The sequence below is a fragment of the Desulfovibrio sp. X2 genome, from assembly GCF_000422205.1.
Taxonomy (GTDB): Bacteria; Desulfobacterota; Desulfovibrionia; order Desulfovibrionales; family Desulfovibrionaceae; genus Alkalidesulfovibrio.
The window spans coordinates 12,177-38,942 of record NZ_ATHV01000055.1; the positions used below are offsets into that span (position 1 = coordinate 12,177).

General features: G+C 68.7%; 27 protein-coding genes. 12 read left to right on the forward strand and 15 right to left on the reverse strand.

Annotated features, from left to right (window positions below; genetic code table 11):
- Positions 1-77 precede the first annotated feature (77 nt).
- Complete coding sequence (locus tag DSX2_RS13200; protein ID WP_020881448.1) at positions 78-3,662, reverse strand: FAD-binding and (Fe-S)-binding domain-containing protein; 3,585 nt, start codon at positions 3,660-3,662, stop codon at positions 78-80.
- 441 nt (positions 3,663-4,103) lie between these two features.
- Between DSX2_RS13200 and DSX2_RS13205 the strand changes: the two genes are divergently transcribed.
- The 3 genes from DSX2_RS13205 (at position 4,104) to DSX2_RS13215 (ending at position 7,715) form a co-directional block, all read left to right on the forward strand.
- Positions 4,104-5,702, forward strand: coding sequence for a glucan biosynthesis protein (locus tag DSX2_RS13205; RefSeq protein ID WP_020881449.1), 1,599 nt, complete (start codon positions 4,104-4,106; stop codon positions 5,700-5,702).
- 187 nt (positions 5,703-5,889) lie between these two features.
- On the forward strand, positions 5,890-6,372 hold the full coding sequence (locus DSX2_RS13210) for a hypothetical protein (RefSeq protein WP_020881450.1): 483 nt from the start codon (positions 5,890-5,892) through the stop codon (positions 6,370-6,372).
- A gap of 155 nt (positions 6,373-6,527) precedes the next feature.
- A complete protein-coding gene (locus tag DSX2_RS13215; RefSeq protein WP_020881451.1) occupies positions 6,528-7,715 on the forward strand; it encodes an HD-GYP domain-containing protein in 1,188 nt (395 codons plus the stop codon).
- Between the two features lie 64 nt (positions 7,716-7,779).
- Here DSX2_RS13215 and DSX2_RS13220 read toward each other — a convergent pair whose 3' ends face one another.
- The gene (locus DSX2_RS13220; RefSeq protein ID WP_020881452.1) at positions 7,780-8,667 is read right to left on the reverse strand and encodes a hypothetical protein; all 888 of its coding nucleotides are present in this window, start codon (positions 8,665-8,667) and stop codon (positions 7,780-7,782) included.
- Between the two features lie 107 nt (positions 8,668-8,774).
- Between DSX2_RS13220 and tsaA the strand changes: the two genes are divergently transcribed.
- On the forward strand, positions 8,775-9,266 hold the full coding sequence (gene tsaA / locus DSX2_RS13225) for a tRNA (N6-threonylcarbamoyladenosine(37)-N6)-methyltransferase TrmO (protein WP_020881453.1): 492 nt from the start codon (positions 8,775-8,777) through the stop codon (positions 9,264-9,266).
- Positions 9,267-9,283: 17 nt separating this feature from the next.
- On the opposite strand, the gene DSX2_RS13230 is transcribed toward tsaA, so the two are convergent.
- The 3 genes from DSX2_RS13230 to DSX2_RS13240 form a co-directional block, all read right to left on the reverse strand.
- On the reverse strand, positions 9,284-10,075 hold the full coding sequence (locus tag DSX2_RS13230; RefSeq protein ID WP_020881454.1) for an amidohydrolase family protein: 792 nt from the start codon (positions 10,073-10,075) through the stop codon (positions 9,284-9,286).
- Positions 10,076-10,112: 37 nt separating this feature from the next.
- On the reverse strand, positions 10,113-10,541 hold the full coding sequence (locus DSX2_RS13235) for a thioesterase family protein (protein ID WP_020881455.1): 429 nt from the start codon (positions 10,539-10,541) through the stop codon (positions 10,113-10,115).
- A gap of 159 nt (positions 10,542-10,700) precedes the next feature.
- Positions 10,701-11,114, reverse strand: a complete 414-nt coding sequence (locus tag DSX2_RS13240) for a hypothetical protein (protein WP_020881456.1) — start codon at positions 11,112-11,114, stop codon at positions 10,701-10,703.
- Positions 11,115-11,245: 131 nt separating this feature from the next.
- On the opposite strand from DSX2_RS13240, the gene DSX2_RS13245 reads away from it, so the two are divergent.
- The 3 genes from DSX2_RS13245 to DSX2_RS13255 all read left to right on the forward strand — a co-directional run bounded on the left by DSX2_RS13245 (position 11,246) and on the right by DSX2_RS13255 (position 13,274).
- A complete protein-coding gene (locus tag DSX2_RS13245) occupies positions 11,246-11,890 on the forward strand; it encodes a S24 family peptidase (RefSeq protein WP_020881457.1) in 645 nt (214 codons plus the stop codon).
- A gap of 292 nt (positions 11,891-12,182) precedes the next feature.
- On the forward strand, positions 12,183-12,347 hold the full coding sequence (locus DSX2_RS18615) for a hypothetical protein (RefSeq protein WP_020881458.1): 165 nt from the start codon (positions 12,183-12,185) through the stop codon (positions 12,345-12,347).
- A 300-nt stretch (positions 12,348-12,647) separates the two neighbouring features.
- On the forward strand, positions 12,648-13,274 hold the full coding sequence (locus DSX2_RS13255) for an FMN-dependent NADH-azoreductase (protein ID WP_020881459.1): 627 nt from the start codon (positions 12,648-12,650) through the stop codon (positions 13,272-13,274).
- A gap of 210 nt (positions 13,275-13,484) precedes the next feature.
- On the opposite strand, the gene DSX2_RS13260 is transcribed toward DSX2_RS13255, so the two are convergent.
- From DSX2_RS13260 to DSX2_RS13275, 4 genes are all read right to left on the reverse strand, one after another.
- Positions 13,485-14,765 (reverse strand): EAL and HDOD domain-containing protein, encoded by a 1,281-nt coding sequence (locus DSX2_RS13260; RefSeq protein WP_020881460.1) that lies wholly within the window; start codon positions 14,763-14,765, stop codon positions 13,485-13,487.
- Positions 14,766-15,109: 344 nt separating this feature from the next.
- Positions 15,110-15,562, reverse strand: coding sequence for a hypothetical protein (locus DSX2_RS13265; RefSeq protein WP_020881461.1), 453 nt, complete (start codon positions 15,560-15,562; stop codon positions 15,110-15,112).
- On the reverse strand, positions 15,559-16,086 hold the full coding sequence (locus DSX2_RS13270; protein ID WP_020881462.1) for a hypothetical protein: 528 nt from the start codon (positions 16,084-16,086) through the stop codon (positions 15,559-15,561). The genes DSX2_RS13265 and DSX2_RS13270 overlap by 4 nt, the downstream gene beginning before the upstream one ends.
- Positions 16,087-16,107: 21 nt before the next feature.
- Positions 16,108-16,737, reverse strand: a complete 630-nt coding sequence (locus tag DSX2_RS13275) for an EF-Hand domain protein (RefSeq protein WP_020881463.1) — start codon at positions 16,735-16,737, stop codon at positions 16,108-16,110.
- A gap of 177 nt (positions 16,738-16,914) precedes the next feature.
- On the opposite strand from DSX2_RS13275, the gene DSX2_RS13280 reads away from it, so the two are divergent.
- Both DSX2_RS13280 and DSX2_RS13285 read left to right on the forward strand, forming a co-directional pair.
- Complete coding sequence (locus DSX2_RS13280) at positions 16,915-17,157, forward strand: hypothetical protein (protein WP_020881464.1); 243 nt, start codon at positions 16,915-16,917, stop codon at positions 17,155-17,157.
- Between the two features lie 10 nt (positions 17,158-17,167).
- Positions 17,168-17,641: a hypothetical protein gene (locus DSX2_RS13285; RefSeq protein ID WP_020881465.1), complete on the forward strand. Its 474-nt coding sequence runs from the start codon at positions 17,168-17,170 to the stop codon at positions 17,639-17,641.
- A 73-nt stretch (positions 17,642-17,714) separates the two neighbouring features.
- Here the strand turns inward: DSX2_RS13285 and DSX2_RS13290 are convergent, their stop codons facing one another.
- Together DSX2_RS13290 and recQ are read right to left on the reverse strand one after the other, a co-directional pair.
- On the reverse strand, positions 17,715-18,197 hold the full coding sequence (locus DSX2_RS13290; protein WP_020881466.1) for a YchJ family protein: 483 nt from the start codon (positions 18,195-18,197) through the stop codon (positions 17,715-17,717).
- 61 nt (positions 18,198-18,258) lie between these two features.
- Positions 18,259-20,604, reverse strand: a complete 2,346-nt coding sequence (gene recQ / locus DSX2_RS13295) for a DNA helicase RecQ (protein ID WP_020881467.1) — start codon at positions 20,602-20,604, stop codon at positions 18,259-18,261.
- 93 nt (positions 20,605-20,697) lie between these two features.
- Here recQ and DSX2_RS13300 point away from each other — a divergent pair, with 93 nt between their 5' ends.
- The 3 genes from DSX2_RS13300 to DSX2_RS13310 all read left to right on the forward strand — a co-directional run bounded on the left by DSX2_RS13300 (position 20,698) and on the right by DSX2_RS13310 (position 23,569).
- Positions 20,698-22,272: an MATE family efflux transporter gene (locus DSX2_RS13300; RefSeq protein WP_020881468.1), complete on the forward strand. Its 1,575-nt coding sequence runs from the start codon at positions 20,698-20,700 to the stop codon at positions 22,270-22,272.
- The gene (gene arfB / locus DSX2_RS13305) at positions 22,269-22,694 is read left to right on the forward strand and encodes an alternative ribosome rescue aminoacyl-tRNA hydrolase ArfB (protein WP_020881469.1); all 426 of its coding nucleotides are present in this window, start codon (positions 22,269-22,271) and stop codon (positions 22,692-22,694) included. The genes DSX2_RS13300 and arfB overlap by 4 nt, the downstream gene beginning before the upstream one ends.
- A 638-nt stretch (positions 22,695-23,332) precedes the next feature.
- Entirely contained in the window at positions 23,333-23,569 is a 237-nt protein-coding gene (locus DSX2_RS13310; protein WP_020881470.1) for a DUF2905 domain-containing protein, read from the forward strand.
- Between the two features lie 45 nt (positions 23,570-23,614).
- Here DSX2_RS13310 and DSX2_RS13315 read toward each other — a convergent pair whose 3' ends face one another.
- The 4 genes from DSX2_RS13315 to DSX2_RS13325 form a co-directional block, all read right to left on the reverse strand.
- Positions 23,615-24,592 carry an SAM-dependent methyltransferase gene (locus DSX2_RS13315; protein ID WP_020881471.1) on the reverse strand — a complete coding sequence of 326 codons (978 nt, stop codon included), beginning with the start codon at positions 24,590-24,592 and terminating at the stop codon, positions 23,615-23,617.
- 218 nt (positions 24,593-24,810) lie between these two features.
- The gene (locus DSX2_RS13320) at positions 24,811-25,929 is read right to left on the reverse strand and encodes an HDOD domain-containing protein (RefSeq protein WP_328285334.1); all 1,119 of its coding nucleotides are present in this window, start codon (positions 25,927-25,929) and stop codon (positions 24,811-24,813) included.
- 87 nt (positions 25,930-26,016) lie between these two features.
- The gene (locus tag DSX2_RS18620; RefSeq protein WP_020881473.1) at positions 26,017-26,184 is read right to left on the reverse strand and encodes a hypothetical protein; all 168 of its coding nucleotides are present in this window, start codon (positions 26,182-26,184) and stop codon (positions 26,017-26,019) included.
- A gap of 265 nt (positions 26,185-26,449) precedes the next feature.
- Complete coding sequence (locus DSX2_RS13325; RefSeq protein WP_020881474.1) at positions 26,450-26,746, reverse strand: hypothetical protein; 297 nt, start codon at positions 26,744-26,746, stop codon at positions 26,450-26,452.
- Positions 26,747-26,766: the final 20 nt, after the last annotated feature.

Genomic DNA, 26,766 nt, shown 5'->3' on the forward strand with positions numbered 1-26,766 from the left:
CCTGTTTTCCGGCCGTGCGGCCGGTATAGTGAATCGTTCACGCGTGTTCGTGGCGATGCGCCGCTCGGATCTGCGGGTCAGATGGTCTGCGCCAGCCCCGGGACGAGCCGCAACCCGTCGTGGCCCGGGCTCGCGGCCAGGGCCCGCAGGAACTCGTCCTTCCAGGCCGGGCCGCCCGCCAGACGGGCCAGGAGCTCCACGGCGTGCAGCACCTCGCGCTCGCGTCCCGCGGCCTGCGTCCTGCCCATCTCGATGAGGCAGCGCTTGATGCCGATCTTGCACGAGGGGCAGCCCACGATGAGGGGCGCCTCGTCGCCCGCGCGCGCCAGATCCTGGTCCAGCTGCTCTTCCTTGCGGCTGCGCAGCTTGTTGTAGATGGCGGGCGAAGTCAGGGCGCCGAGGCCCGACTCGCCGCAGCAGCCGGGAGACAGGGCGACCTGCGAGCCGGTCAGGGAGGCCAGGGCCTTGCGGTAGGCCTCGGGCGCCTTGGAGGCGTTCTGGCCGGTCCATTCCGCGTGGCAGGCCGCGTGGTAGACGATCTTTTCCGGCGCGCCCACGAGGCCCTTGAGGCGTCCCGCGAGGAACTGCACGGCGTCGAGGTGCCTGGCCTTGGGGCCGAAGGTGGCCTCGATGCCCCAGCGCGAGAGCGACTCGCGGCAGGTGCCGCAGGAGGTGAGCACGGTGGTGGGCTTGAAGCCCTTGCGCGCCGCCTTCTCGAGGACCATGCGCAGCCGGGCCACGTTGTTTCCGTAGTTGTTGAGATAGTCCTCCTCGAGCCCCTGGGAGAGGAGGGGGTAGCCGCAGCACAGGTGGCGGTCCGGAAGGACGACGCTCACGCCCTGGCGCAGCAGGAGGTAGATCACGGCCAGGCCGATCTCGCGGTAGAAGAGCCCCGCGCCGCAGCCCGGGAAGTAGAGCGCGGTCTCGGGCACGTCGCGCGCGTCCTCGATCTCCTGCGGGGCGATGATGAAGGCGTCGGCGAGGCGCACGGCCTCGGAGAGGCTCGCCGAGCCGGGCACCGGGCCCGGGCCGCGCAGCATGGGGCTCTGGAAGCGCTTGCGCCAGGGCAGGGGGATGAGCCCCACGCCCATGTTGTTCAGCTTCTGGCCGAGCGAGGCGGCCTTGGCCGCCAGCGGCACGCGCTTCTCCGGCTCCTCGGCCAGGAAGTGCAGCACGCGGCTCTTCAGGGGGTGGCCGCCCGCCTGCTTCTCCTCCAGGAAGGCCCGCATGTGCAGGGCCACGTGGGAGGAGTCGATCTTCACCGGACAGACGCCGAAGCAGCGGCCGCAGGCCGTGCAGTGCTCCACGATGCGGCGAAGGCTCGCCAGGAGCCGCTTGTCCGGCTTCCCGGTGTGCAGGAGGGAGTAGTAGACCGCCTCTATGAGCGCGCCGAGCGAGATGTTCTTGTTGCGCGGGTGGAACATGAAGCCCGCGCGCGGATGGTACATGGCGCAGACCTGCTTGCACTTGCCGCAGCGCGTGCAGGTCTGGATGTTGGAAAGCAGCGTGATCAGCCGCTCCTTGTCCGGCAGGGCCGTGGTGGAGAGGTCCTGGATGAGCCGGTTGAAGGAGAAGGTGTAGGGCTCCACGGTGAGCGCGCGGCTGACGAGCTTGCCCGGGTTGATGATGCCCCTCGGGTCCACACGCGCCTTGTAGGCGCGAAGCGCCGCGATCTTCTCGTCCTCGAGGTGGCCGATCTTTGTGATGCCTATGCCGTGCTCGCCCGAGACCGCGCCGCCGAGCGCCATGACCTTGTCGAAGACCTTGTCCACGGCCTCGTGCACCAGGGCCAGCATCTCCTGGTCGTTGGAGTTGACCGGGAAGTTGACGTGGCAGTTGCCGTCGCCCGCGTGCATGTGGTTGGCGGCGACCACGCGCGTGGCCAGCATCTCGGCCAGGATGCGCTCCAGCGCCTCGCGCTCGCCCGCGTAGCGGCTGCGCAGGTCGTGGAAGAAGTAGGTGGCCTGGACCTCGAGCTCCTGGTCGGACAGCTCCTCGCGCGGCACCGCGCCGCGCAGCACGTCCTTCACGAAGCCGAACTCCTGCTCGATGAAGGGGTCCGAGGGGTCGACGGAAGCGAGGTCCGTGACCTTCTTCAGCGCCTTCCTGTAGGCCACGCCCATGTAATGGATGTTGAGCCCTTCCAGGAAGTCCGAGAATTCGGGGATCACGTCCGTGGGGATGACGATGTCCTCGTTGATCTTGAAGCCCGAGGTGCGCCTGGCGATGGCCGAGAGCTTGTGGCGGTCCTCCCAGAAGACCTCGGCCTCCTTCTCGCCCTGCGCGGCGAAGACGTCGGCGCCGTCCTGGCGGCCGACGATCTCCATGATCTCCTCGGCCGCGGCGTCGAGCGCCGCCTGGTCGTCCGAGTCGAGCTGCACGAGCAGCACGGAGATGGGCTCGCCCTCGTACTGCGAGGACTTCTTGGCGTAGTTGATGGCCTGCACGTACTTGGAGCCGAACTCCTCGAGCGCCGAGATCTTGACCAGGTCGCCCTGCTCGCGGATGCGGTCGCGCAGGGCGATGATGTCCTTGATGACCACCATGGCCGGATGCATGCTGCGGCCGAAGAATTCCAGGCACAGCGTGCGCGAGAGCGAGGGGCGCGGGTGCAGGGTGAAGGTGCCCTCCACGATGACGCCGTCCACGCCTTCCTTCTGCACGCCGGGCAGCCCGCCCAGGTACTTGTTGGAGACGTCCTTGCCGAGCCCGGTGCCGCGGATGTCGCCGCAGCCGAGCGAGACGGACTCCTTCACCACGCCGGACTCGTCCACGATCTCGAAGACCGCGGTCTCGCCGGGCATGATCTTGTGGCGCGGGTGGTTCACGCGGCGGACGGTGACGAGCTCGCCGTCGGGCATGACCATCCTGTAGGAGAGGATGTTGTCGAGCGTCACGCCGTACTCGAAGCAGAAGGGACCGCCCGAGTTCTCGGAAATGTTGCCGCCGATGCTCGAACCCGCCTTGGAGGCCGGGTCCACGGTGAAGAGCATCCCCCGCTCCTCGGCGGCCTTGATGGCCGTGAGGGTGATCACGCCCGCCTCGGCGGTGAGCGTCTGGTTCTCCTCGTCGATGTCGCGGATGGCCTTGAGCTTGGAGAGCGAGAGGATGGCCGTGCGCGGCGCGGCCGGAATGGCGCCGCCCGTGGCGCCGGTGCCGCCGCCGCGCGGGATGAGCGCCAGCCCCGTCTCCGAGGCCAGGCGGACGATGGTCTGCACCTGCTCCACGGTCTCGGGGGTGAGCATGAGCATGGGCAGCTCCATGCGCAGGTCCGTGGCGTCCGTGGCGCAGGCGATGAGGCTGCTCGGGTCGGTGACCACGGTCTCGGCCGGGAGCGCGGCGCGCAGGCGGGGGAGCACGTTCTCCCTGAAGGACTGGTCCGCGTCGAAGACCCGCCAGTAGGCGCGCACCCCCTCGTCCACCCGCTCGAAGTGGCCGCCGAGCGTGGGCCGGGCCTTGGCCAGGCTGTCCATGACGCTCGTGCGCACCAGCTCGGGGTCGATGAAGGGGTTGTAGCGCACCAGGAACATCTCTGCGGCGAGGTTCGTGGCGGCTTCGCGCACGCCCTCGGGCCAGGCCGAGAACTCGGGCGCCTTGATGCCCAGCACGCGGGGCACCAGGCGTTCCAGGGGGATGGAGATATGGGGGCCTTTATGGGGCATGGGTGGTATCGCTCGTCAGCAGTCTCGCGCCGCGGCGCGTCTTCGCGGGCCGGGCCCGGGTTCTCGCAGGGGGACGCGGAGGATCGCGCGGTCGTTCCCGGCTCCCCGGGCGGTCTTGCGCGGCGGTCTGGAGCGACGGTCTTGCGGGATGTCCTGAAGGGATGTTCCGGCGAGACGGTCGGCCGACGGGGGCGGGCTGCCCGGGGAAGGGCCTCCCTGCGGAAGAACGGGAAAGTAAGTGCAATATGTGGAAATGGCAAGTGGGCCGTGTCCGGCGCCGTCGGGAGCCGGGAGGCCGGGCCTTGCGGCTGCGTCCGGCCTCGGGCATATTCTGGCGATGCATATGTGTGGCCGCTTTCCCGGCCCATTGCCAAGGAACGGGGAACAGGCTAGGAGGCCGCGCTATCCGTCCGGCCCCGCGCCGGGAACAAAGGAGTGACTATGTCCGCGCATACTCTTTCGCGCCGCGGCCTGGCCCTCGCGGCCGCGGCCGTGCTCACGGCCGTCTGCGTCCTGTCCGCGACGACCAGGGCCCACGCCTCGGGCCATGCCTTCTCCTTCGACATGGTCAAGGCGCAGGCCAAGGCCCTGGCGACGAAGCCCTATACCCCGGACAGCTCGCCCCTGCCGGACTTCTTCAAGAACATGAAGTACCCGGCCTACTACGAGATCAAGTCCAACCTGGACAACCTGCTGTGGCGCAACGAGCGGCTGCCCTTCGCGCTCGGCTTCTTCCACCGCGGCTACCTCTTCCCGCGCAAGGTCGCGATCAATGTCGTGCAGAACGGGAAGTACGAGGAGATCCCCTTCTCCGAGGACCATTTCGACTACCGCAAGAGCCAGTACCCGGGCGGCAGGCTGCCCAAGGACATGGGCTACGCCGGATTCGTCATCTACCACGCCTACGAGGAGGGCGGCCGATACAAGGAATGCATGGTCTTCCTGGGCGCCAGCTACTTCCGCGTCAAGGGCGAGGACCAGGAGTACGGCGTCTCCGCGCGCGGCCTGGCCATCGACACCGTGGAGCCGCAGGGCGAGGAGTTCCCGGTCTTCCGCGAGTTCTGGGTGGAGAAGCCCGCCTCGGACGCGAAGAAGCTCGTCATCTACGCGCTCATGGACAGCCAGAGCGTGACCGGCGCGTACCGCTTCGTGCTCATCCCGGGGCTTCGGCCGCAGGTGGACGTGCAGAGCGAGGTCTTCGTGCGCAAGGACATCCACAAGCTCGGCGTGGCCCCGCTGACCAGCATGTACTGGTACGGCGAGAACACCGGCCGCTTCCCCAAGGACCCGCGCTACGTGGACGACTTCCGCCCCGAGGTCCACGACTCCGACGGCCTGCTCATGCACACCGGCGCGGGCGAGTGGATCTTCCGCCCGCTCATCAACCCCAAGCGCATCCTGGGCAACGCCTTCTCGGACAACAACCCGCGCGGCTTCGGGCTCATGCAGCGCGACCACGACTTCTCCCACTACCAGGACCTGGAGGCGCTCTACCACATCCGGCCGAGCGCCTGGGTGGAGCCGGGCGGCGGCTGGGGCCGGGGCCACGTCGAACTCGTGCAGATCCCCACGGACGCCGAGCGCTACGACAACATCGTCTCCTACTGGGTCTCGGACACCCCGGCGCGCAAGGGCGACATCCTGCACTACGACTATTCCGTGACCTTCGCCCACGACCAGATCCCCGGCGTGCCCCCGGCCGGGCGGGCGATCAACACCTTCCAGATGCGCGGCGGCATGTGCGGCTCCGATCCCTGCCCGGACGCGGTGCCCGGCTCGCACATGTTCGGCATCGACTTCTCCGGCGGCATCCTCGGCGACCTGCCGACCAAGGCGCCGGTGAAGCCCGACATCTGGGTCTCGGCGGGCAGGATCATCAAGCCCGTGGCCATTCCGAACCCCTACGACCACGGCTGGCGCGTCTACTTCGAGGTCGCGCCGCCCGAGGGCGACCCGAGGCCCATCGAGATGCGGGTCTTCCTCAAGCGCGGCGACGACATCCTGACCGAGACCTGGTCCTACGTCTGGATGCGCGACTGAGGCGTGACACCTCTCCACGGATGGTGGAGATAGGCGCGCTTCGCCGCGGACGATCAGCATGGCAAGACGCCCCGTCGGCCCTTTGGGGACGGCGGGGCGTCTTTTCGTTTGCGATTTCGAGCCATTTCGGCGTGATGCTTGCATTCCCTCGTCCTGATCGGATAGGTTTGCCTGCAAAGGAGGCCATATGCCCCTGACCGATTACGCCGAGACCCTGGACAGGCTCCAGAAGGGACTGGCCGCGCAGTACGAGAAGTTCCCCGGCATCCTGAACGAGCCGGGAACGTCCGTGGCCCTGAAGATCGACCAGAACTACTGGCTGGCCGTGGAGCCCCTGTTCAGCACGAGCCTGGCCAAGTGGAGCGGCGTCTTTCCCGAGACCGCGCTCACCACCCTGACGCGCACGGGCAACATGATCACCCGCGCAAGCGACAGGGCGCACAGCCTGCTCCTCGCGGTCACCTGGCCCGGGCGGCCCCAGGGGGCGGAGATACTGGCCTCCTTCGTCCTGGCGGAGTTCGTGGAGCGCGCGATCTCCCTCTACGGAGGCAGGGACGTGGCGCACACCCTCTCGGACCTGAAGGTCATGGCGGGGGAACGCGGGAAGGTACAGGCCTTCTTCGAAGGCAAGACGCCTCCTGGCAAATGGGTCTACGCCGCCCCGCGCTGAGAATGCGGATTTTTCGACAGAAAAGGCTTCGCTGGTAGCGTATCGATTCGGAATAACTTGGGATGGGCAGAGGAGCGCATTCTTCTTGCCTCGGCAGCCTCGCCTCGCTATAGAGGCGAAACTGCTGCGAATTTTTTTGTCAGGCGGTAACGACAATGCTCAAGAAGATCCACATCGACGATCTCGAGATCGGGATGTTCGTCGAGAAATACGGCTCCGGCACGTTCCGCGAGCCCTTCTCCTTTCCCAACCAGGAGATCACCTCCGTGGAGCAGATCGAGTCGCTGCGCGTCAGCGGCGCCACGGAAGTCTTCATCAATCCGGAGAAGGGGGCCTGCGTGGTGGTGGAGGCCGAGGCGGGCAAGCCGAGCACCTTCGTCGCCGTCGCGCCCAGGGTCGCCTTCGCCGACGAGATTCCCGTGGCCGCCAAGGTCTACACGCAGGCGTTGAAGCAGGCTCGTCAGATGATGGTCGCCGTGCGCCGCGACGGCAACCTCGGCGACGTGGCCGCCGCCGAGGACGTGGTGGGCGAGGTTGCGCAGAGCATCGCGCGCAACGAGTCCGCCGCCGTCTGTCTGGCCAAGCTGCGCGGACGCGACGAATACCTCCTGAGGCACTCGGTCAACGTCTGCGTGCTGGCCATGGTCTACGGCCGCCATCTCGGCCTCGACGAGGCGGCCGTGCTCCAACTCGGCATGGCCGGGCTCTGCCACGACGCGGGCAAGGCCAGGCTGCCCGAGAACATCGTCAACAAGCCCGGCGAGCTGACGCTGTGGGAGCGCAAGGTCGTGCACAGCCACGCCGTGGAGAGCTTCCGCCTGCTGCAGGGCCACCCGGGCGTGGCGCCCGAGGTCCTGCGCGCCGTGCTCGAGCACCACGAGCGCTTCGACGGCACGGGCTATCCCCGCGGCCTGCTCGGCGGCGAGATGCACCTCTACTCGCGCATCCTCTCCATCAGCGACGTCTTCGACGCCATGACCTCGGACAGGCCCCAGGCCAAGGCCAAGCCCGCGGCCGAGGCCTTCCGCCTGATGTATTCCCGGCGCAACAAGGATTTCGAGGATCGCTGCATCGAGCACTTCATCAAGGCGCTCGGCATTTTTCCTGTGGGCAGCTTCGTGCGCCTGAGCAACGGGCACTACGCCGTGGTCAGCGAGGTCAACTCCGACTTTCCGCTCAAGCCCTCGGTCAAGGTCGTGCTGGACGCCAAGCTCAGGCCCCGCCGCGCCGAGGTCGTGGACCTGTCCGTCACGCCGACCTCGGAGCTGCACGAGCGGCTCGAGATCGTGGAGTGCCTGGACCCGCGCACCTACAAGATAGACGTGCTCCGCCTCCTGAGCTGAGGGGCCGGTCCGGCCGGGCCTTCGGTCCGGCCGTGCGCGGCCGCCCGTCCCGCCTTTCGTCCCCTCACGCCCCGCGCGCGGCCGCAAGCGCCGTGCGGCAGGCGGCGTAGCCTTTCGGATTGCCCACGTCGTGCACCGTTCCCGGCACGCGCGCCCCGCAAAAGACGATCCCGTCATCGAGCATCAGGCGGCGGACCATGCCGTCCGTGACCTCGCCCTCGGGCGCGAGGCGCAGGCACGCGGCGCAGTATTCCAGGTAGGCCCGGCCCGCGAGGTAGATGCCGCAGGTGCGCAGCTCGCCCGCGAAGCGCGGCGTGAAGGGGCCGGGTCCCTTTGGCAGGAAGTCGAGGATGCGGAAGACCTCGCCCTTCTTCAGGGCGTGTTCTTCGAGGTCCACGCGGCCCGAGTCCGAGAGCCCGGCCATGTTCTGCGGCGTGACCTCCATGAGGGCCATGCAGTCCGGCACGCCCGAATCCCCGGCCAGGGCCAGGAGCGGCGCGAAGACGCTTTCGGCCTGGGGAGCCGAGAAGCGGCCGGGCACGGGGACGTTGTCCGGGTAGTGCACGGCCAGCGCGCGGCCGCGCAGCAGGGGGGCGGCGCAATGGATGGCGTCGGCCTCGCCGCGCCGGGCCGCCTGGGTGAAGAAGTGCAGCGCAATCCCCTCCCGCACGCGGGCGAAGGCCTCGGCCGCCTCGGGGAAGCGCGCCGCCACGGCCCGCTCGTCGCTCAGGACGTCGCGCAGCTCCTCCTTGCCCGGCCGCAGGATGACCGCGGCCTCGCGGATGCCCGCGGCCAGCGCCTCCAGGAAGGGCACCAGCAGGCAGGGAACCGAGAGGCCGGGGGGATGGCCGAGCACAAGCAGCTCCTTGGCGCCGCCGCCCGTGAGGGCGGCCATGCGCGTGCCGTATCCGGCAGCCGGGACCACGAGAACGGGAAGGTCGGGGGAGGTCATGATTTTTCCTACCGTCGCGGCGGCCGGGAGGCAAGGCGCGCCGGGGCCGCGGCCCTCAGCGCTTGACCTCGCTCCCTTCAGGGACCAGAACGGGGGCGGAGGTCGCCATGCAGTTCGCCTATCGTCCCATCGGCCATGTCCGCTCGCCGCACCAAAACCCCGAGGGCTCGCCCATCCAGCCCGCCGGAGCGCGCGGCGTGGCCGGGCGCATCGAGATCCTGCCCGAGTTCGCGGCAGGCCTCGCGGACCTTGCGGGCTTCTCCCACGTGATCGTGCTCTACCATTTCCACAGGAGCGAGGGCTTCTCCCTCAGCGTGACGCCCTTCCTGGACGGCGAGCCGCGCGGCCTGTTCGCCACGCGCGCGCCCAAGAGGCCCAATCCCATAGGCATCTCGGTGCTGCGCCTGGAGAAGGTGGAGGGCAACGTGCTGCATCTCGTGGACGTGGACATCCTCGACGGCACGCCCGTGCTCGACGTGAAGCCCTACGTGCCCGCCTTCGACACGCCCGAGGGCGAGGTGCGCACCGGCTGGATCGGCGAGCGCGGGGCCAGGCAGGTCGAAAACGCCCGCTCGGACGACCGCTTCTCGCGGGAGTGAGGCGGAGGGAAGGGCGGCTACTCCAGGCCCAGGAGCCTCGCCCCGGCGCCCAGGATCTCTTCGAGCTCGTCGTCGGAGAGGCGCAGGCGCGCCTTGAGCTTCTTCGCCTCCTCGCCGGGATCGAAGAGGGGGTAGTCCGACCCGAAGAGGATGCGCTCGCGCGGGTGGCGCTCGAAGATCTCGAAGAGGAGGTCGTCCGGGATGAAGTCCAGGGTCGAGGAGGTGTCGAAATAGACGTCGCGGCCCACGAGCTGGTCCAGGGCCCACTTCCAGTGCATGAACCCGCCCATGTGCGCGGCGATCATCGTGGTCTCGGGGAAGCGGTCTAGGAGGCGGGCCATCTTGAAGGGGCAGGAGGGGTTCTGCTCCGGCGGCAGCTTGTCCCCCACGTGGAAGATGACCGCGAAGCGTCCCCTGGCCGCCTCCATGACCCGCAGGAAGCGCGGATCGTCGAGGAAGAATCCCTGGAAGTCCGGGTGGAACTTGAGCCCCCGGATGCCGCCGCGCTCGAGCCGCGCGAACTCCTTGTCCATGTCCACGAAGCCCGGATGCATGGTCCCGAAGGCCACGACCTCCGGGTGCTCCTTCTGCAGCTCGATGGCCCAGCTGTTGGCCGGGATGACCTGGGAGGGGTCGGTGGCGGCGCTGAAGACGACGACCTTGTCGAACTTCGCGCGGCGCACCCTGGCCAGCAGGTCGTCCATGGTGCCGGTGCCCACGGGGCTGATGCCGTAATGGCCCTCGAGCTGTTCGACGACCTTGTGGGCGACCTTGGGATGAAAGGCGTGCGTGTGGATATCGATGCGCATGGCGATCAATCGGATGAAGGGGGTGAAAGGGAAAGGATCAGGCGGAGAAGAGGCTGCGCAGCCAGTCGGGGATGCGCAGGGGCTTCCAGTCCGGCCCCACCGCGGCGTGCTCGGTCTCGCCGGTGGCGAGCAGCACGGAGCGCTCGGGCGGTCCCCAGACCTGGTAGGCGAAGGTCATGCTGGCGCGGCCCCAGGCCGAGATGCCGCAACGTACCGCGACCTCTTCGTCGTAGCGCGCGGGGCGGACGTAGCGCACCTCGGCGCGTCTGACGGGCAGGAGCACGCCCCGCTGCTCGACCTCGGAATAGCTCATGCCGTGGTCTCGGATGAGGAGGCCGCGGGCCTTCTCGAACCAGTGCAGATACTCGCCGTAATAGACCACACCCGCGCAGTCGGTCTCGCCGTAGGAGACGTGCATGGTGAGCCAGGTATCGGGCCGGGGGAAGTCGTCGCGGGGTGTCGTCATCTGCATTTCCTGCTGAAAATGGGACTGTATAACCTTTCAGTGCGAGGGGCAAGGCGCGGAGGACGGATTCGTCCCATCTCGCGCATTCCGCGCACCGGATGGTCTCCTCGGGCGCACGACGGCGGAACGGGAAGAGGGGCGGGACTTACGCCCCGCGGTTCATTCGGGATCGTTCTGGGGCAGGGGGGCGCCCAGGGGAGGCAGGTGCACGCCGAGATCGCGCATCTCCTGGGCGCGCTGTTCGAGTTCCTGGCGGGCGTTCTCGATCTGTCGGCGCTTGATCACGGCCTGCACGCTCATCCAGCAGGCGCCGGCGAGGGCGCCGCCGAGGGCGAAGCGTCCGGTCAGCGCGAAGTCGTAGCCCGTGGCCACGTAGATCGCGAGCAGGATCGCCGAAGCGGTCAGGCCGCGGAAGATGGAGGCGTATTCGCTGCGCCGCGCCGTGAGCAGGAAGGACGAGGCCAGGAGGAGGACGTTCAGGCGCTCGATGCGTCGTTCGCGGGCCGTCTCCGTTTCCGGGGCCTGGCTTCCGTGCTGGGCCTGGCTGGGCGTATCGCAATCGGCGTGTGTCATGTTCGTGCACCTCATTGCTGGAAACATGCTAGCACGGCGCATACGGGAAAACATGATTTTTTCGCTCGGGTAATGTTGACAAAGATAAACAGGCGTGCAAAGGTCGCGGCAACACGAGAGCGGAGGAACATGTGACCCAGAATACGTTCGAGGAGTTTTTCAGGCGAGTGCAGGAAGCGGCGGGCGTCGCCTCGCAGCTCGAGCTCGCCTCCCTGCTCGGGGTCAACCGTTCCGCCGTGACCCAGGCCAAGCGGCGCGGGGTCGTGCCGCGCAGCTGGGCCGACAGGATCGGCCGGGCCTTCGGCCTGGACGCCGAGTGGCTCGAGAGCGGGCGGGGCGACCCCCGCGGCGGCTGCCGCAGCGAGGATTTCGCCGAGGTGCCCAAGGTCCGCGCCAGGCTGTGCGCCGGGGGCGGCTCCTTCGAGACCGGCGCCGAGATCGAGGACTACTACGCGTTTCGCCGCGAGTGGCTGGCCCGCAAGGGCAGCGCCGTGCACATGGTGCTCATGGACATCTTCGGCAACTCCATGGAGCCGGAGATCAAGGAGGGCGACACGGCCCTTATCGACCAGTCGCAGAAGGACGTCCTGGCCGGCGGCATCTACGCCGTGGGGCTCGAGGACACGGTCATGGTCAAGCGCCTGGAGAAGCGCCCCGGCGCCCTGGTGCTGGTCAGCGACAACCGGGACTACGCTCCGGTGGTGCTCCAGGGGGAGGAGATCTCCCAGGCCCGCATCATCGGCAAGGTCGTCTGGATAGGCCGGGAGTACCGCTAGGCAAGGCCTGCCGGGCCGGTTCCGGGGGAGACTTCGGGACGGACTCGGCAGGCGGCGAATTTCCCCGGCCGCGCCGTGCGGCCGGGAGACACCGCAAGGCGCCGCAACGGGCCGGATGTTCCGGCCTCGCGACGACGGCGCCGGAACCGCCCAGACCATCCGGATCCTCCGGGCCGGGGCGGAAGGAGAGAAGGACATGAACGCTCAGCTTGGGCAGCAGCCCTTTTTTTCGACCCCTGTTGTTAATATTGATGAACATGGCGATACTGAAAGTGAACGGGAGGACACGGTCATGCAGCGCAGGACGTGCGAATGCGGCAGGGACATCTGGGTGCAGTACAGGATTCAGGAAGGCACGTGCCGTCCGGTCTTCTGGTCGGTGACCATCCAGGCCGGACGCAAGGTGCACGTCTGCCCGTCCTGCGGGGCCTTCCTGCACATCGACGCGCTGCACTAGCGCCTGCGCGTCGTTGCCGGTCGCGCCGCTTCCCCGCACCCTGGGGGCAGGGCGGGGTGGAGACATGGCGCGCCTCGGTTCGCGCCGGTCCCAGGCAGGAACAGCCGCGGGCGCGGCCGTCGAGAACATGGCCTTCGTCCGGACGCGGGATGCGCCAGGATACGGGATGCGCCAGGATGTGGGAGACAGGCCTGCCTGACCTCGGGTCACCCAGGGAGGAAATCGCAGACGAGACTGGCGTCCTGCGCGAGGATGGAGTAGGGTGGGGATAATTTCCGCATTCCGTCCATGGAGGTCACCATGTCCCGCGTTCTCTACCTCAAGGCTTCTCCCCGCGCCCGTTCCCACTCCGTGGCCGTGGCCGACGCCTTCGTCGAGGCCTACAAGGCCGCCCACCCCTCCGACGAGGTGGTCGTCCGCGACCTCTTTCGCATCGAGCTGCCGCCCTTCGACGGCGCGACCCTTCAGGGCAAGTACAACCTCATGCACGGCCGACCGTATTCCGAGGAGGAAGAGAAGGCCTGGACCACGGTCACCGGCATCATCGAGGACTTCGCCTCTTTCGGGAAGTACGTCCTGGCCGTGCCCATGTGGAACTTCATGATCCCCTACAGGCTCAAGCAGTTCATCGACATCATCTGCCAGCCGACGCTGACCTTCCTGTCCAAGCCCGACGGGAGCTACGAAGGGCTCCTCAAAGGCAAGCGCTGCTACGTCAGCTATGCGCGCGGCGGCGTCTATCCGCCCGATTCTCCTGCCGACAACCTCAATTTCCAGGCCCGCTATCTCGAGTTCATTCTCGGCTTCATGGGCATCACCGACGTGCGCACCACCGCGGTGGAAGGCACGCTCGCGGGGCCGGAGGTGGCCCAGGCCAACCATGCGTCGGCGCTCGAAAAGGCCCGCACGCTGGCCGCCACCTTCTGATCCCCGCATCCTGACCGGCGTCCAGCGGCTGGAGGGACGGTCCCTCCTCCGCCCTCCTCACCGGGGGAGGCCTACCGGCCTCCCCCGGATGACTTTCGAGCAGAGGACCATCCGGCGGACGACTTTCGGACGAACGCCGTTGCGGCACGGCGCTTCGCGCACCGTGCCCAGATGATGCGTATTGGGCGGAGAGGCGGGGCCCGCGGGCTTTCAGCCGCCGAGCCCGAGGATGTTCCGGGTCCACTCCGTGGCCGAGAGGCGCTCCATGGCCGCCGTCTCCATGTCGATGGAGCGCGCCTGGAGGATCGCCTGGGCGTCGTCGAAGCGTCCCTCCTCGAGGGCCAGGAGGCAGTCGAGCCATTCGCGCTCCTGGGTCGCCTCGCCGAGGAAGGCGCCGCGAATGCCCGGCTCCAGGGGGATCTGCGCCATGATCTCGAGCATGGGCAGGTTCATGAGCACGTCGAGCCGCGAGAGCAGCCCGAGCAGGAACATGGAGCCCTGGGACAGGGCCGGTGCAGGGCGCATGAGGCCTGCGAGCTGCTCGAGGAAACGCCCCCTGAGCACGGAGAGGAAGGTGATCTCCTGCGCCGCCGGGCTCGGGTTCAGGTCGGCCACGAGCACGACGGTCAGCCACTGGCGCACGGGATTCTGCCCGAGCAGGGTGATGGCCTGGCCCACGGACTTCACCTGCTGGCGCAGCCCGAAGCCTGCCGCATTGATGTACTTGAGGAGGCGGTAGGTCAACGAGACGTCGCAGGAGATGGCGTCCGAGAGTTCGCGCACCTCGAAATCCTTGCCGAGCATGGAGAGGAGCTGGGCCTTCACCTGCTGCGCCGAGGAGACCTTGGTGCCGGTGACGACCTCGGGCCTGCTGAAATAGAAGCCCTGGAAAAGATCGAATCCTGCTTTCACGCAGTCCTCGAACATCTCCTTCGTCTCGATCTTCTCGGCCAGAAGCCGCGCATCGAAGCGCTTGAGCCCGGCGGCCAGGGCCTGCAACGCGGCGGAGGTCATGCCGAGGACGTCGACTTTGACGATGTCCACGAGCCGCATCAGCTCCTCGTAGCCGTCCTGCCCCACGTAGTCGTCCAGGGCCAGCGTGTAACCCGAGTCCTTGAGCCGCCTGCAGGCCGCGAGGATATCTTCGGTCGGTTCCACGTGTTCGAGGATTTCGGGGATGCACTGCTGCCGTGGCAGGGCGAAGGCCGCTCCCGAGAGGATCAGATTCTGCGGAAAGTTGATGAGCATGAACTTCCCGGCCGTCGACTGCGCCTGGGCAAGCGCGTATCCGTCGGCGATGACCCGGGCGGTCGCCACGTCCTGGTCCGCGATCAGGGCGGTGGCAGCAGCCCCGCTGTGCCTGAAGAAGAGCTCGTAGCCCCAGATTCGCCTGTCGGTGGTGAAGATCGGCTGCCGCGCGACGAAGATGGGCTCAGCGGTCTGTCCCTGCTCGGGGGCCGGATTCCCGTCGGTCGGTTGGACTTGCGACATCGTTGTTCCTTGCTGCGCAGGGTGTGGGGGAAGAATGATATTGGCAAATGATCGAGATTGCAATTGACTTATTTAGTTCCTGATATGCCGGGATGATATTGGAGCGGCAAAAAACGCTCGGCAGGAGTGGACGCTGTTCAGCTGCTCCGATTCCGGAGCCGATGGGCCGAAGATGTCGGACAGCAGGCCCGCTCGGCGGTCGGCAGGATATCGGATCCGGGGGAGGTGAGGCAGGCGGGCCCGGCGGTCGTGGGCCCAAGACGCGGGCCCAAGACGCGGGGAAGATCGGGAAGACGCCCCGGACCGGGCGCACTGCGCCCGGGACCGGGAAGCGCAGACTGTCGTTAGTGCAGGGTTTCGGCCTTGCGGAACTCGGCCATGCGGGCGCGGATGTAGTTGGCCACGATCATGCCGCCGTCCTCGTCCGAGGAGTGGGCCAGGCCGTAGGCCTTCAGGTCCTCGGCCATCTGGCGCTCCATGGTCGCGGACTCGAGGTACATGAGGAAGACGAGGAGCAGGGCCGCGTCGTTCTCGCGCGTGCCGCTGCACAACTCCTCCACCTGGGCGGCGGGAACCGTCTCCAGCAGGCGGTCGGCGAACATGCCGATCCACTTGGCGTAGAGTTCGGGCAGGAGCGGCGGCACGAGGTCCGCGAGGTTGGCGGCGGCCGTCTCCTGCACGCCGGGACAGGAGACCGCCAGGTACTCGCGCACGGCCTCGACCCGGCGCTCCTCGCTCTCGCAGACGCGGGCAAGGAGCTTCGCGCGGATCTTTTCGTGCAGGGGATTCGCGCTCATTCGTCCCTCGCCGTGCTCTTGGGGCAGGAGGAGCGCAGGAAGCAGACGCGGCAGCCTCCGGCGTAAGGCATGGGCGTGAACACGGCGTATTGCCGGTTGACCGTGCCCTCCTCGTTCCACTCCAGGCCGAGGCGCTCGAAGGCGCGCCGCAGGTCCTTGGTCGGCCGGGTCAAGGGCGCGCAGCCGCCCTCGGCCACCTTGGGGATGAGCGAGGCCGTGGTCTGCATGACCAGGGAGATGGCCAGGTTGTGGGCGGCCATCCCGTCCGAGGGCGAGGTCTGCCAGAGCTCCTCGATCTCCTCCTCGACCGGGGCCTCGAGGAAGGCGATGAGGTGTCCGCTGGCGCGGGTGTCGCCGGGCGCCGCCAGGCGGTAGGCCTTGAGGTGGGGGAGCCATTTCGCCCACAGCGGCTCGAGCATCTCCAGGCGGGACTGCTCGATGCGCGTCTCGCCGCAGAGGCTCATGTAGTACATGATGTCGAATTCGGGCGCGGGCTTCAGCGCCTGGGCCGTGATCTTGCTCAACGTGCGCTCCTGTTCTCTCGGCTAGAAGGGGATGCCCTTCAGGATGTTGATCTTGTCGAAGGCGCTTTCGTATTCCTGCTGGTCCAGGACGCCGTCGTGGTTCGTGTCCATGGCCTTGAAGGTCTCGGGCGGGATGCGGTTCGAGGCGGCCTCGGAGGCCGAGACGGTGCCGTCCTTGTCCAGGTCGAGGGTCGAGAAGGGACGGGCGAAGTCGGCGGCCACGGCCTGGCGGCAGACGATGTGCGTGCGGTCCAGGTCGTAGTCCACGGCCAGGGTCTCGCCCGGGGAGAGGTAGATCTTGCGGCAGGTGGTGCCGGACCACTCGTCCGGCGTCCTGGGATCGAGACGCACCACCTTGACCTTGGCCGTGCCGTCGGACTTGTCGAAGCAGAGCTTCTGGGCCGCCGGGCAGGTGAAGGCGTCGATGGTGCGCGGCGCGACCTCGAGGAAGGTCAGGGTGCCGGTCTTGCTCTCCACGCGCACGGTCTCCCCGGTCAGGTTGACCACGGCGAAGGACGGCTCGACAGCCGCGGCGGCCTTGGGCGCGGGCTTGGCCTTGGCCGCGAGGGCGCCGTGGGGAAGGCCGAGGCAGAGCGCGGCCGCGAAAAGGGGCAGAAGGGCCAGGGTGACGGGCAGGGAGGCGTGTCGCATGGGCGTCTCCATAGGGTTCCGCAGGGTGCTTCGGATGCGCGCCGGATGCGCACCGGATGCGTACCGGATGCGTGGGTGATAGCGGGGCATAGGGGGGGCGTCAACCTGTGCGGCGCGGCTTTACAAGGCGAACGGAACCACGTACGGACGGCCGAAGGACCGGGAGGCCCGCCGTTCATGGGAACGCTCACCTATTTTCTCTTCTTCGTCGTCACCGTGCTGCTGCTGTTCATGTACCTCTACGGCCGTTTTTCGCAGTACAACAGCACTGTCAGCGCGCGGCAGGCCGAACTCGAGGTCAAGGAAGAGAAGGTCCGTCGGCGCATCGAGACCCTGGACGCGGAGATCAAGGTCAAGCGCGACGAGATCAAGGTCGTGAGCGAACGTCTGGAAGGCCTGCGCAAGGCCGCGGGCATCTGAGGACGACGGGATGCTCTGGCTGGTCCTTCTCGCCGCCGCGCTCCTGGCCGCCGTCTTCGTGGCCAGGTCCATGGCCAAGTGGCACGCCAATGCCATGCGCGAGGTCAAGCGCCGCGACGCGGTGCTGAACGTGACCCTGCGCCGCAAGCGCCGCGAACTCGACAAGGTCTCCAAGGCCCTGAACGACCTGCGGGAGCAGGAGAGCAGCTTCGCCCGGCTCGTGGCCAACAACCGCTACGGCCAGCCGAGCGACCCCGGCGAATGGCTCCTGGACAACCGCCACATCACCCTGTCGCTCTACCTCAAGGCCAAGAAGCTGGCGCAGCGCAAGGAGATCGACATCGTGGGCGCTTGCCTGGAGCTCGGGGCCATCGACAAGAAGCTGGCGCGCGAGGCGCTCATGGTCGCCCGGGGCGAGAACCCGGAGGCCGGAGAGCCCGGAGCGGGCGGAACGCCCCCGGCCAGCGGCTCGGACCGCGCCTAGCCCGCCTTCGCCGGACCTTTCCCGGCCGGACCTTTTCCGAAAGACCGCGTCCTCCGCACGATCCGCAGCCGCGCTAGCGGCCGCAGCACTTCTTGTACTTCTGCCCGGAGCCGCAGGGGCAGGGCTCGTTGCGGCCGACCTTGGGGGCGCGCGGCGCCTGCCCGGCCGTGCGCGGCAGGCCCTGCACGTAGTACCACTTGCCGTCCTCGCGTACGAAGAGTCCGCGCTCGGGCATCTCCTGGGGCGCGCCCTGGTGGCTGAAGCGGGCCACGAACTCCACCTCGCCGCGCTCGTCGCCCTCGCCGCCGCCCACGACCTCGACGATCTCGAGCCCGGTCCATTCGCAGGAGGCGGACCAGCGCTCGGCCGCCTTGGGGTCGAAGCGCCTGCGCTTGTCCGGGTGCAGGCTCTCGCGCAGGTAGTCCACGTCGCCCTCGGCATAGGCGGTGTAGCGCGAACGCATCAGGGCCTCGGCCGTGGGCGCGGGCGTGCCGGCCAGGATGGGGCCGCAGCATTCGTCAAACGGCTTGCCGGAAGAACAGGGGCAGAGCTTCATCGAAAATCCTCCAGGGACTGTTTGTCCGCAATTGTTGGCGCTTGCCTGTCGGCCGCCTCGCTTACAGGTCCGCGTCCCCGTCGTCAACGGGGCCGCCGTTCTCCCGGCCCGCAAGGCCTTCGGCGCCTTCTCCGTCTCTTTCCTCGGCCGCAAGCACGGCCTCGATGATCCAGTAGTCGAACTCGCCGCCCAGCGCCTCGGACAGGGGGCGAAGCCGCCTCCCCTCGCGCAGGAAGACCTCACGCGCCGCGGACAGGATGCGCTCGGGGGCGTCGGCCGGAAGCGGGGCGACCTCGGAAAGCTCGCAGAGCCCCAGGCGCACCGCCTCCACGAGATGGCGCTGCACCGAGACGAGGCCGAGGCCGCGAAGCTGCGCGGTCTCCTCCATGGACCCCGTCTCGCGCACCAGGCGCAGGCTCTCGAGCACCGTGGGCGAGGGGCCGTCCGCGCCGCGCCGTTTGCGCCTGCGCGCCGGGCGCGGCTCGCGCCCGGCTGCGCCGCTCCCCGGCCCGCCTGTCTCGTCGGCAAGCCTGCCCGGCGTGCGGCCGTGCTCCTCGTAGAAGGCGCGCAGAATCTCCAGAAGCTCGTCGCCGTAGCGCTCCACGCGCTTGCTGCCGAGGCCCGAGGTGGCGGCCAGCTCGGCCAGGCCGTCGGGCTGGCGCACGGCGATCTCGAGAAGCGTGCGGTCCAGGCAGATGACGTAGGGCGGCACGTCCTGCTCCTTGGCCTGGGCCGTGCGCCAGCCGCGCAGCCGCTCGAAGAGGGCGGCGCGCTCCGGCGTGTCGAGCAGGCTGTCCAGCCAGGCGGCCTTGCGGCCGCGCCCGCCGCGCGGGCCCTTCCTCTTCACGCGCTCCGGGTCGCGTCGCAGCGCCACGGCGCGCGTGCCGCGCAGCACCTCCCAGGAGGCCGCGTTCAGCCGCACCGCGCCATGCATGGCCAGGTCCACGTCGGCCAGCCCCTGGGCCACGAGCTGGCGGAAGACCGAGCGCCAGCCGGAATCGTCGAGCTCCGTGCCGATGCCGAAGGTGCTGACCGCGTCGTGGCCGAGCCGTTCGATGGCCGCGGTGCGCCTGCCCGTGAGCACGGCCGCGAGGTGCGCCGTGCCGAAGCGCTGGTCCGTGCGGAAGACGCAGGACAGGGCCTTCTGCGCGATGACGCTGCCCTCGAACGTCTCCACCGGCTCGAGGCAGGTGTCGCAGTTGCCGCAGGGCTCGGCGAGGCGCTCGCCGAAGTGGCCGAGCAGGGCCTGTCTGCGGCAGCCCGCGGTCTCGCAGAAGCCGAGCAGGGCCTGCAGCTTGTCGAGCTCGATGCGCTTGTGCTCTTCCACGCCCGTGCCCACGCCGAGCACGCTGCGCAGCTTGATCACGTCGCCCAGGCCGTAGGTCATGAAGGCGTCGGCGGGCAGGCCGTCGCGTCCGGCGCGTCCCGTCTCCTGGTGGTAGGCCTCGAGGCTTTTCGGCGGCTCGAGGTGCACCACGAAGCGCACGTCCGGCTTGTCCACGCCCATGCCGAAGGCCACGGTGGCGACCATGACCAGGCCGTCCTCGCGCATGAAGCGCTCCATGTTCTGCCGCCGCTCCTCGTCGGGCAGTCCGGCGTGGTAGGGCAGCGCCTCCATGCCGCGCTCGCTCAGGAAGGCGGCCGTGCGCTCGACGTCGCGCCGGGTCATGCGGTAGACGATTCCGGCGTCGCCCGCGTGCTCGGTCCGGATGAAGTCCAGGAGCTGGCGCTCGGCGTGGTCCTTGGGGACGACGCGGTAGCGGATGTTGGGCCTGTCGAAGCCGGTGACGAAGATCTCGGGATCGCGCAGCCGCAGCTGGCGCACGATGTCCTCGCGCGTCTGCGCGGCCGCGGTGGCGGTCAGGGCCAGGCGGGGCACGTCCGGGAAACGCTCGGCCAGCACCGCGAGCTGGCGGTATTCCGGCCGGAAGTCGTGGCCCCACTGCGAGACGCAGTGCGCCTCGTCGATGGCGAAGAGGCAGATCCGCAGGCGCGTAAGGCCCTCCAGGAACGACGGCTGCAGCAGCCGCTCCGGGGCCACGTAGACGATGTCGAGCTCGCCCGCGCGAAGGGCCCGCTCGGCCCGGCCGCGCTCGGCCGCGTCGAGCGCCGAGTTGATGGACGCGGCGCGCACGCCCGCCTGCAGCAGCCCGGCCACCTGGTCCTGCATCAGCGCCACCAGCGGCGAGACGACCACGGCGGTGCCGGGCATGGCCAGGGCGGGCACCTGGTAGCAGACGGACTTGCCGCCGCCCGTGGGCATGACCACCAGGGCGTCGCCGCCGGAGACGACGCGCCCTATCACGGCCTCCTGGCAGCCGCGGAAGGCGGCGTGGCCGAAGACGTCGCGCAGGATCTCTGAGGGCAGGGGCCGGGAGTGCATGGAGTCGGAGGGTTCCTCGTTCACTTTCGTGCCTCGGGCTTATATACGATTGCGGACGGGGTCAATGCACGGAGCCGTGGGCGAAGGCATGCCCGAAAAGGGACGCGGAGACAGGCGATGAGGGATGCGGCAGGAACGGAGCGCAAGGGCGCGGCACACGGGAGCGGCGAAGGCTCCCGCGATCTCGGCGATTCCGCGGGCCGCGCGGCGTCCGGCGTTCCCTGCGGGCTGGACCTGACCAGGGGCGCGGTGGGGCCGCTCGTGCGGCGCATCGCCGTGCCCGCGGGCGTGGGCTACCTCTTCCACACCATGTTCAACGTGGTGGACACCTGGTACGCGGGCCGCATCTCGACCACGGCCCTGGCCGCGCTCTCGCTCTCCTTTCCGGCCTTCTTCCTGATCCTCGCGCTGGGCAGCGGCATGGCCACCGGGGCCACGGCCCTCATCGGCAACGCGCTGGGCGCCGGGAACCGCGAGGAGGCCTCGGGCTTCGCGGCCCAGGGCATCGTCTTCGGGGTCCTGGTCTCCGGCCTGCTCACGGGCGTGAGCCTCGCCGCGGCGCGTCCGCTCTTCGTCTCGCTCGGAGCGCACGGGGCCTATCTCCAGGCCTGCCTGGACTACATGGTGCCCATCTTCTGGTGCAGCTGCCTGTTCATCGGCATCTACCAGCTGAACGCCGGGCTGCAGTCCCAGGGCGACACACGCTCCATCCGCAACTTCCTGATCATGGGCAGCCTGCTCAACGTGGGGCTGGACCCGCTCTTCATCCACGGTTTCACGGTGCGGGGAGTGGGCCTGCCCGGCTTCGGCGTGCCGGGCATCGCCTGGGCCACGGTGGCCGTGCAGGCCATGGGCTGCGTCTATCTCTCGGCGCGGCTCGCGCGCTCCGGGCTCATGGACGGGCTTCGCGCGCGCGACTTCCTGCCCAGGTTCGCGACCATCCGCGCCATCGCGGGCCAGGGGCTGCCCGCGAGCCTGGACTATCTCTGCGTCGGACTCGGCATCTACATCATCATCTGGTTCATCTCGGGCTACGGCGAGGCGGCCGTGGCCTCCTACGGCATCGCCACGCGCATCGAGCAGATCGTGCTCCTGCCCTCCATCGCGCTGAGCGTGGCCACCCTGGCCATGACCGCCCAGAACATGGGCGCGCGCCGCTTCGAGCGCGTCCTCGAGACGCTGGGCACCACGCTGCGCGGCGGCTTCTACATCATGTGCCTGGGCACGGCCTTCGTGGTCCTGGGCGCCGCGCCGCTGATGCGCCTGTTCACGGACGATCCCGCCGTGGTGGCCGCGGGCGCGGGGTATCTGCGCATCGAGGGCTTCGCGCTCTACGGCTACGTGCTGCTCTACGTGCACATCTCGGCTCTGCAGGGGGCCAAGCGGCCCGTGTTCGCCGTCTGGATGGGACTCTTCCGGCAGATCGCGGCGCCCGTCCCGGTCTTCTACCTGGCCACGCGGGTCATCGGCATGGGGCTCACGGGGCTTTGGTGGAGCATCTTTGCCATCGTCTGGTTCTCGGCCGTGGCGGCCTTCTTCATCAGCCGCCGCATCCTGGCGCGGACCATCCGCGAGTCCGCGGCCCGGGCCAGGGAAGAGCCCGGGATCGAAACAGGAACCGAAACAGGAACCGAAACGGGCGCCGAGGCGGAAGCCGGAGCAGGCGCCGAAGCGAGGGAGGAAAACGCATGAGCCTCAACGTCCGTCCGGGCCTGTCCATACCCCTGGACGAGATCGAGCTTTCCTTCGCCCGTGCCGGTGGCCCGGGCGGGCAGCACGTCAACACCACGAGCACGGCCGTGGCCGCGGTCTTCGACGTGGCCGCCTCGCCCTCGCTCTCCGAGGAGCAGCGTGCGCGCATCATGGAGCGTCTGGCCTCGCGCCTGGACGGCAGGGGACGGCTTCGCGTCGTGGCCCGGGACACGCGCAGCCAGTTCACCAACCGCGAGGCCGCGCTCGAACGCCTGGCCGCGCTCCTTGCCACCGCGCTCGCGGAGCGCCGCGCACGCCGTCCGACCAGGCCGGGCAAGGCCGCCAAGGCCCGCCGCGTGGCCGCGAAGAAGCTTCGCGGCAGGAACAAGACGCTGCGCCGCACCCCCTCCGGCGAAGACTGAACGCCTCTCTTTCGCCTCGGCCGGAAAGCGGCCTCGAAACTTCGTCACAAGGGCGGCATGTCAAAACAGCCTGCGGCATGCAGTGTTGCGGCAGAAGCTTATACTTTCGCATGTCGCGGCCATTTTTTTCTTTACAGCGGTATGGCGCGGGCGTAAAAAGGAATCAATGCTGAAGATGTACTTCGGCAGATGGTAGCAACGGCAACGGAGGATACTTCTCGTTAATTCATTTCCCCATAACAGGCAAGAGAGTGCCGCAACGGATTCGCCAGTCCGCGCGTAAGTTCCCTGCTCCCGATCTCTGTGTTCGCAGCGGGAAATCTCCGGGTAAACCGGAACAGAGCGCGGCCCAAGGCGAATCCTTTTTGTGCCGCAGATTTTTTCATTCATTCCGCAGCGTTTTTGCAGCCCGCTTCTCCGCTCAATCCATATCCTTTCGATTCCACAGATTTTTCCTCCCTGGCAGGCACCCGTGCGCTCCGGCGGCAGCCATGCGCGGGCGATGCGCCCGCATCCGCCGCGGTTCCAGGATCGCGCTCGGTTGGCAGCCGCAGTTCGGGCGTGATAGCCTGGGGTCCTGACGTGGTGTCGTATCAAGCTGCAGAGTTCGGGCTGACGGCACGGGGAGGAGAAGACGCATGGACAGGCTCGGCAAGGTGCTGATCGCGGGCGGGCTCGTGCTCGCCGCCGTCGGGCTCGCGGTCCTCCTCTGGGACAGGCTGCCGCCCGACTCCCTGCTGCGCCGCCTGGCGCCCGGCCGCCTGCCCGGCGACATCGTCATCCGGCGCGGCGGCTTCACGCTCTACCTGCCCATCGGCACGTGCATCGCCGTGAGCATCGTGCTCACGCTGCTCTATCGTCTCTTCAGGAAATGACGGACACGGCCGGGAAGGCCGCGCGTCCGGCGATTCGACCGTACGCTAGAGCTTGACCCAGGTGAGTTCGTGCTTGTTCTGCGAGAGATGGATGAGGCGCGAGCCGGGGACGGCGCGGAACTTCCGGAGGATTTCGAGCGTCGCCGCGTCCATCTCGCCCTGCAGCTTGACCGTGCAGGCGAAGCGGCGGCACTCGCCGAGCTCGAGCCAGCGCTCGACCATCTGAAAGAGCCGCTCCGGGTAGCAGATCACGTCCGAGAAGAGCCAGTCCACGGCACCGGCGTGGCGCGGGTCCAGGCCGAAGGCGCTGCCCTGGCAGCTCTCCACCAGGGGATCGGCGGCCACCCGAGGGTCGAGCGGCGCCTTGTCGATGCAGAAGACGCGCGCGCCGAGCGAGGCGAGTACGAAGGCCCAGCCGCCCGGGCTGCCGCCGAGGTCCAGGCAGAGCTGGCCCGGCCCCGGGCGCTCGGGCAGGATGCTCAGGAGCTCCCAGAGCTTGAGGTAGGCCCTGCTCGGCGGTCCCTCCCGATCCTCCACGAAGCTTGGCTCGCCGTCCGGAAAGGGGCTCGAACATTCGGGCGAGGCCAGGATGGTCCCTTCGTCCCAGAGCGTCCAGGAGCCGAGCGGCGCCGTGGGCACGGGCTCCCCGAAGACCAGGGGCCGCGCCGCGACCCGGGGCAGCTTCTCGGCGATCAGGGCCGCGCGCCGGAAGTGGTCGAGCGGCACCAGGTGCCAGTTGCGCTGAAGGGCTTTGAGCTTCTTTGCGCCGTCCGCGATGGATTCGATGGGGATGGCCGCCGGAGCGCGCCAGACGTTCTGCGCCCAGGCCGGAGAGCGCGGCGGCCCCTCGGCCAGGAGCAGGGGACCGCGGCGGATGAAGTCGGCAGGGCGGGACGGCGCCTCGTCCCCCGACTCGGCCGCGATGAGGTCCGCGAGCTCGGCGGCCAGGGCGTCCATGTATTCCGGCCGCGTCTGGTAGACCGCGAAGGGGCCCTCGGGCAGGCGCGGGGCCGGGCCGGACACCGCCTGCGCCTCGGGGAAGGGGCGCTGCCGCTTGCCGCACGAGGCATCGCGCGAAGCAGGCGACGCCTGGCGCGACGCCTGCGGCTGCGCCTTCGGAGTCGCTTCCGATTCCGTCCGGGGGGCTTTGAAACGTCTGGTCTTCATGGGCGGGCGGACCATACGCTGCGGTCGGTCGGGGCGCAAGGCCGGGTGCCGGGCCGCCTGCGCCGGAATCCGTCTCAGGCCGCGCCGCTGCGCAGGGCGCTCAGGGTGGCGGCGAGGCTCGCGTCCACGTCCTCGGCGATGGACGGCAGGTCGGACAGCGGCAGACCGACCCGCTCCCAGGCCCCCTCGGCCAGGGGCGGCAGCAGGAACTCGTCCTCCAGCGCCGGGTGCAGGGCCTTCATCAGCCAGTCCGCCACGTGCACCACCGCCGCCTCCTCGCGGGCGTCCTCGCGCGTGGGGTCATGGTGGCGCAGCACGGCCAGGGCCAGGGAGAAGGGCAGGTTCCACTTGCGCAGCAGCATGCTGCCGAAGGCGGCGTGGTCTATGCCTGCGGCCTGGCTCTCGGCCTGGCGCAGGGGGATCGCCCGCCGCCGCGACTCGGCCAGGGCCGCGCGCACGCGCTCCGGGGCCACGCTGCACAACGCGAGGCGGCCGATGTCGTGCAGCAGCCCGGCCACGAAATGGCGCTCCGGGTCGTTCAGGCGCAGGCGGCGGGCCAGCGTGCGGGCCAGGATGCCCACGCCCACGCTGTGCCGCCAGAAGGTCTCGAGCCGTATGGTTTCGGCGGGCGTCTCGCCGAAGATGCGGGCCACCACGCCGCCCGTTGCCAGCATGGCCAGCTGGCGCTGCCCGATCACGGCAACGGCCCTGGGCACGGTGTCTATTCGCCTGGGAAAGCCGTAGAAGGCGCTGTTGACCATGCGCAGGAGCAGCGCGGCCAGGCCCGGATCGCGGGAGACCACCGCGGCCATGTCCGTGGCTGAGCTCCTCGGGTCCTCGGCCACCTCGTAGAGTTCGAGGAGCACCGAGGGAAGGCTCGGCAGCTTTATCTCGTGCTGCAGAAGCTCGACCGCGTCGGCGGCATCCGCCGCGCGTGCGTCTGACGGTCCGGAACGTGTCGCGGAGGGTGATGCACCGGATGATGGGGTGGACGGTTGTGGAGGCCGAGCGGCAGGCCGCCGACTGGACTCCGTATTCATGGCATTCGTGGCGGGTTTCGCTGCCGCGCGCCGTTCGCACAAGGCGCGGACGGCCTGTGTGAAGGGATCGTTCCGCTCGACTCCGGCGAAGCGCCGGGCGCAGGTTTCGCCGCTGCGAGACGGTTCAGGCGGCGGTTGGGCGGTCCGCATCATGGGGGCTCCTTTGCCCCCACGATAGCATGTCCGGTCGGTCCGGCAAAGTGGGGCTTTCCCCCACCTTCCGCTCTGGCCGACCGCGTCTTAGATCTTGCCCGCCAGCCCCCGGTTGCCCAGTTCGCGTTCCTTGTACAGGTCGAAGTTGATCCGCTGCACGGCGTCACTCCGTCCCTTCCCGCGTCTGGTGAGCCGCAGGGCGATGAGCAGCGCTCCGGCCGTGCCGAGGGAGATGAGCATAATGATGGCGTCCATGACATCCTCTCCGGTTGAGGTCCGCGCCTCTCCGGCCGAGGCCCCGCGGGAGCCGCCGGAGTGTGGAGCTTGCTTCAATTCCTACACGACCCGGCGGGTTTTGTCTGCCTGGGCGCAGAGAAAAAATGACTCGGCGCAGCGCCTGGCGGCCTCAACTCCCTGCGGCACAGGCCGGAGCGCCGGGAAAAAAATTTTTCTCCTGGAATTTCGGCAAAAATGTCTGTGAACGCCTGCTGTGTGACGATTTCGGAGCTTCTTTGCCCCGCTATTCTGCCCCGGATTCCTCGACCCAGCGGTTCAAGGTCTCGACGATCATCTTCGCCTGCTTGGCGCTCGAGATGGTGAACTTGGACTGCGGCTTGAAGCTGCCGCTCATCTTGCGGTAGCGGCGGATGGAGTAGCGGTCCGGGCCGAAGTCGTCGAGCTTCGGGTCGTACTGGCGGTAGCGGAAGAGGATGGTCGTCCACTGCCCCTTGGAGAGCACGACCTTGTCCATTTCCTGGACGAGCTGGCGCCCGTCCTCTTCGTAGTCCACGGTGATGTCGTCGATGTTCTCGAACATGGTTCCTCCAATTGTGCCCG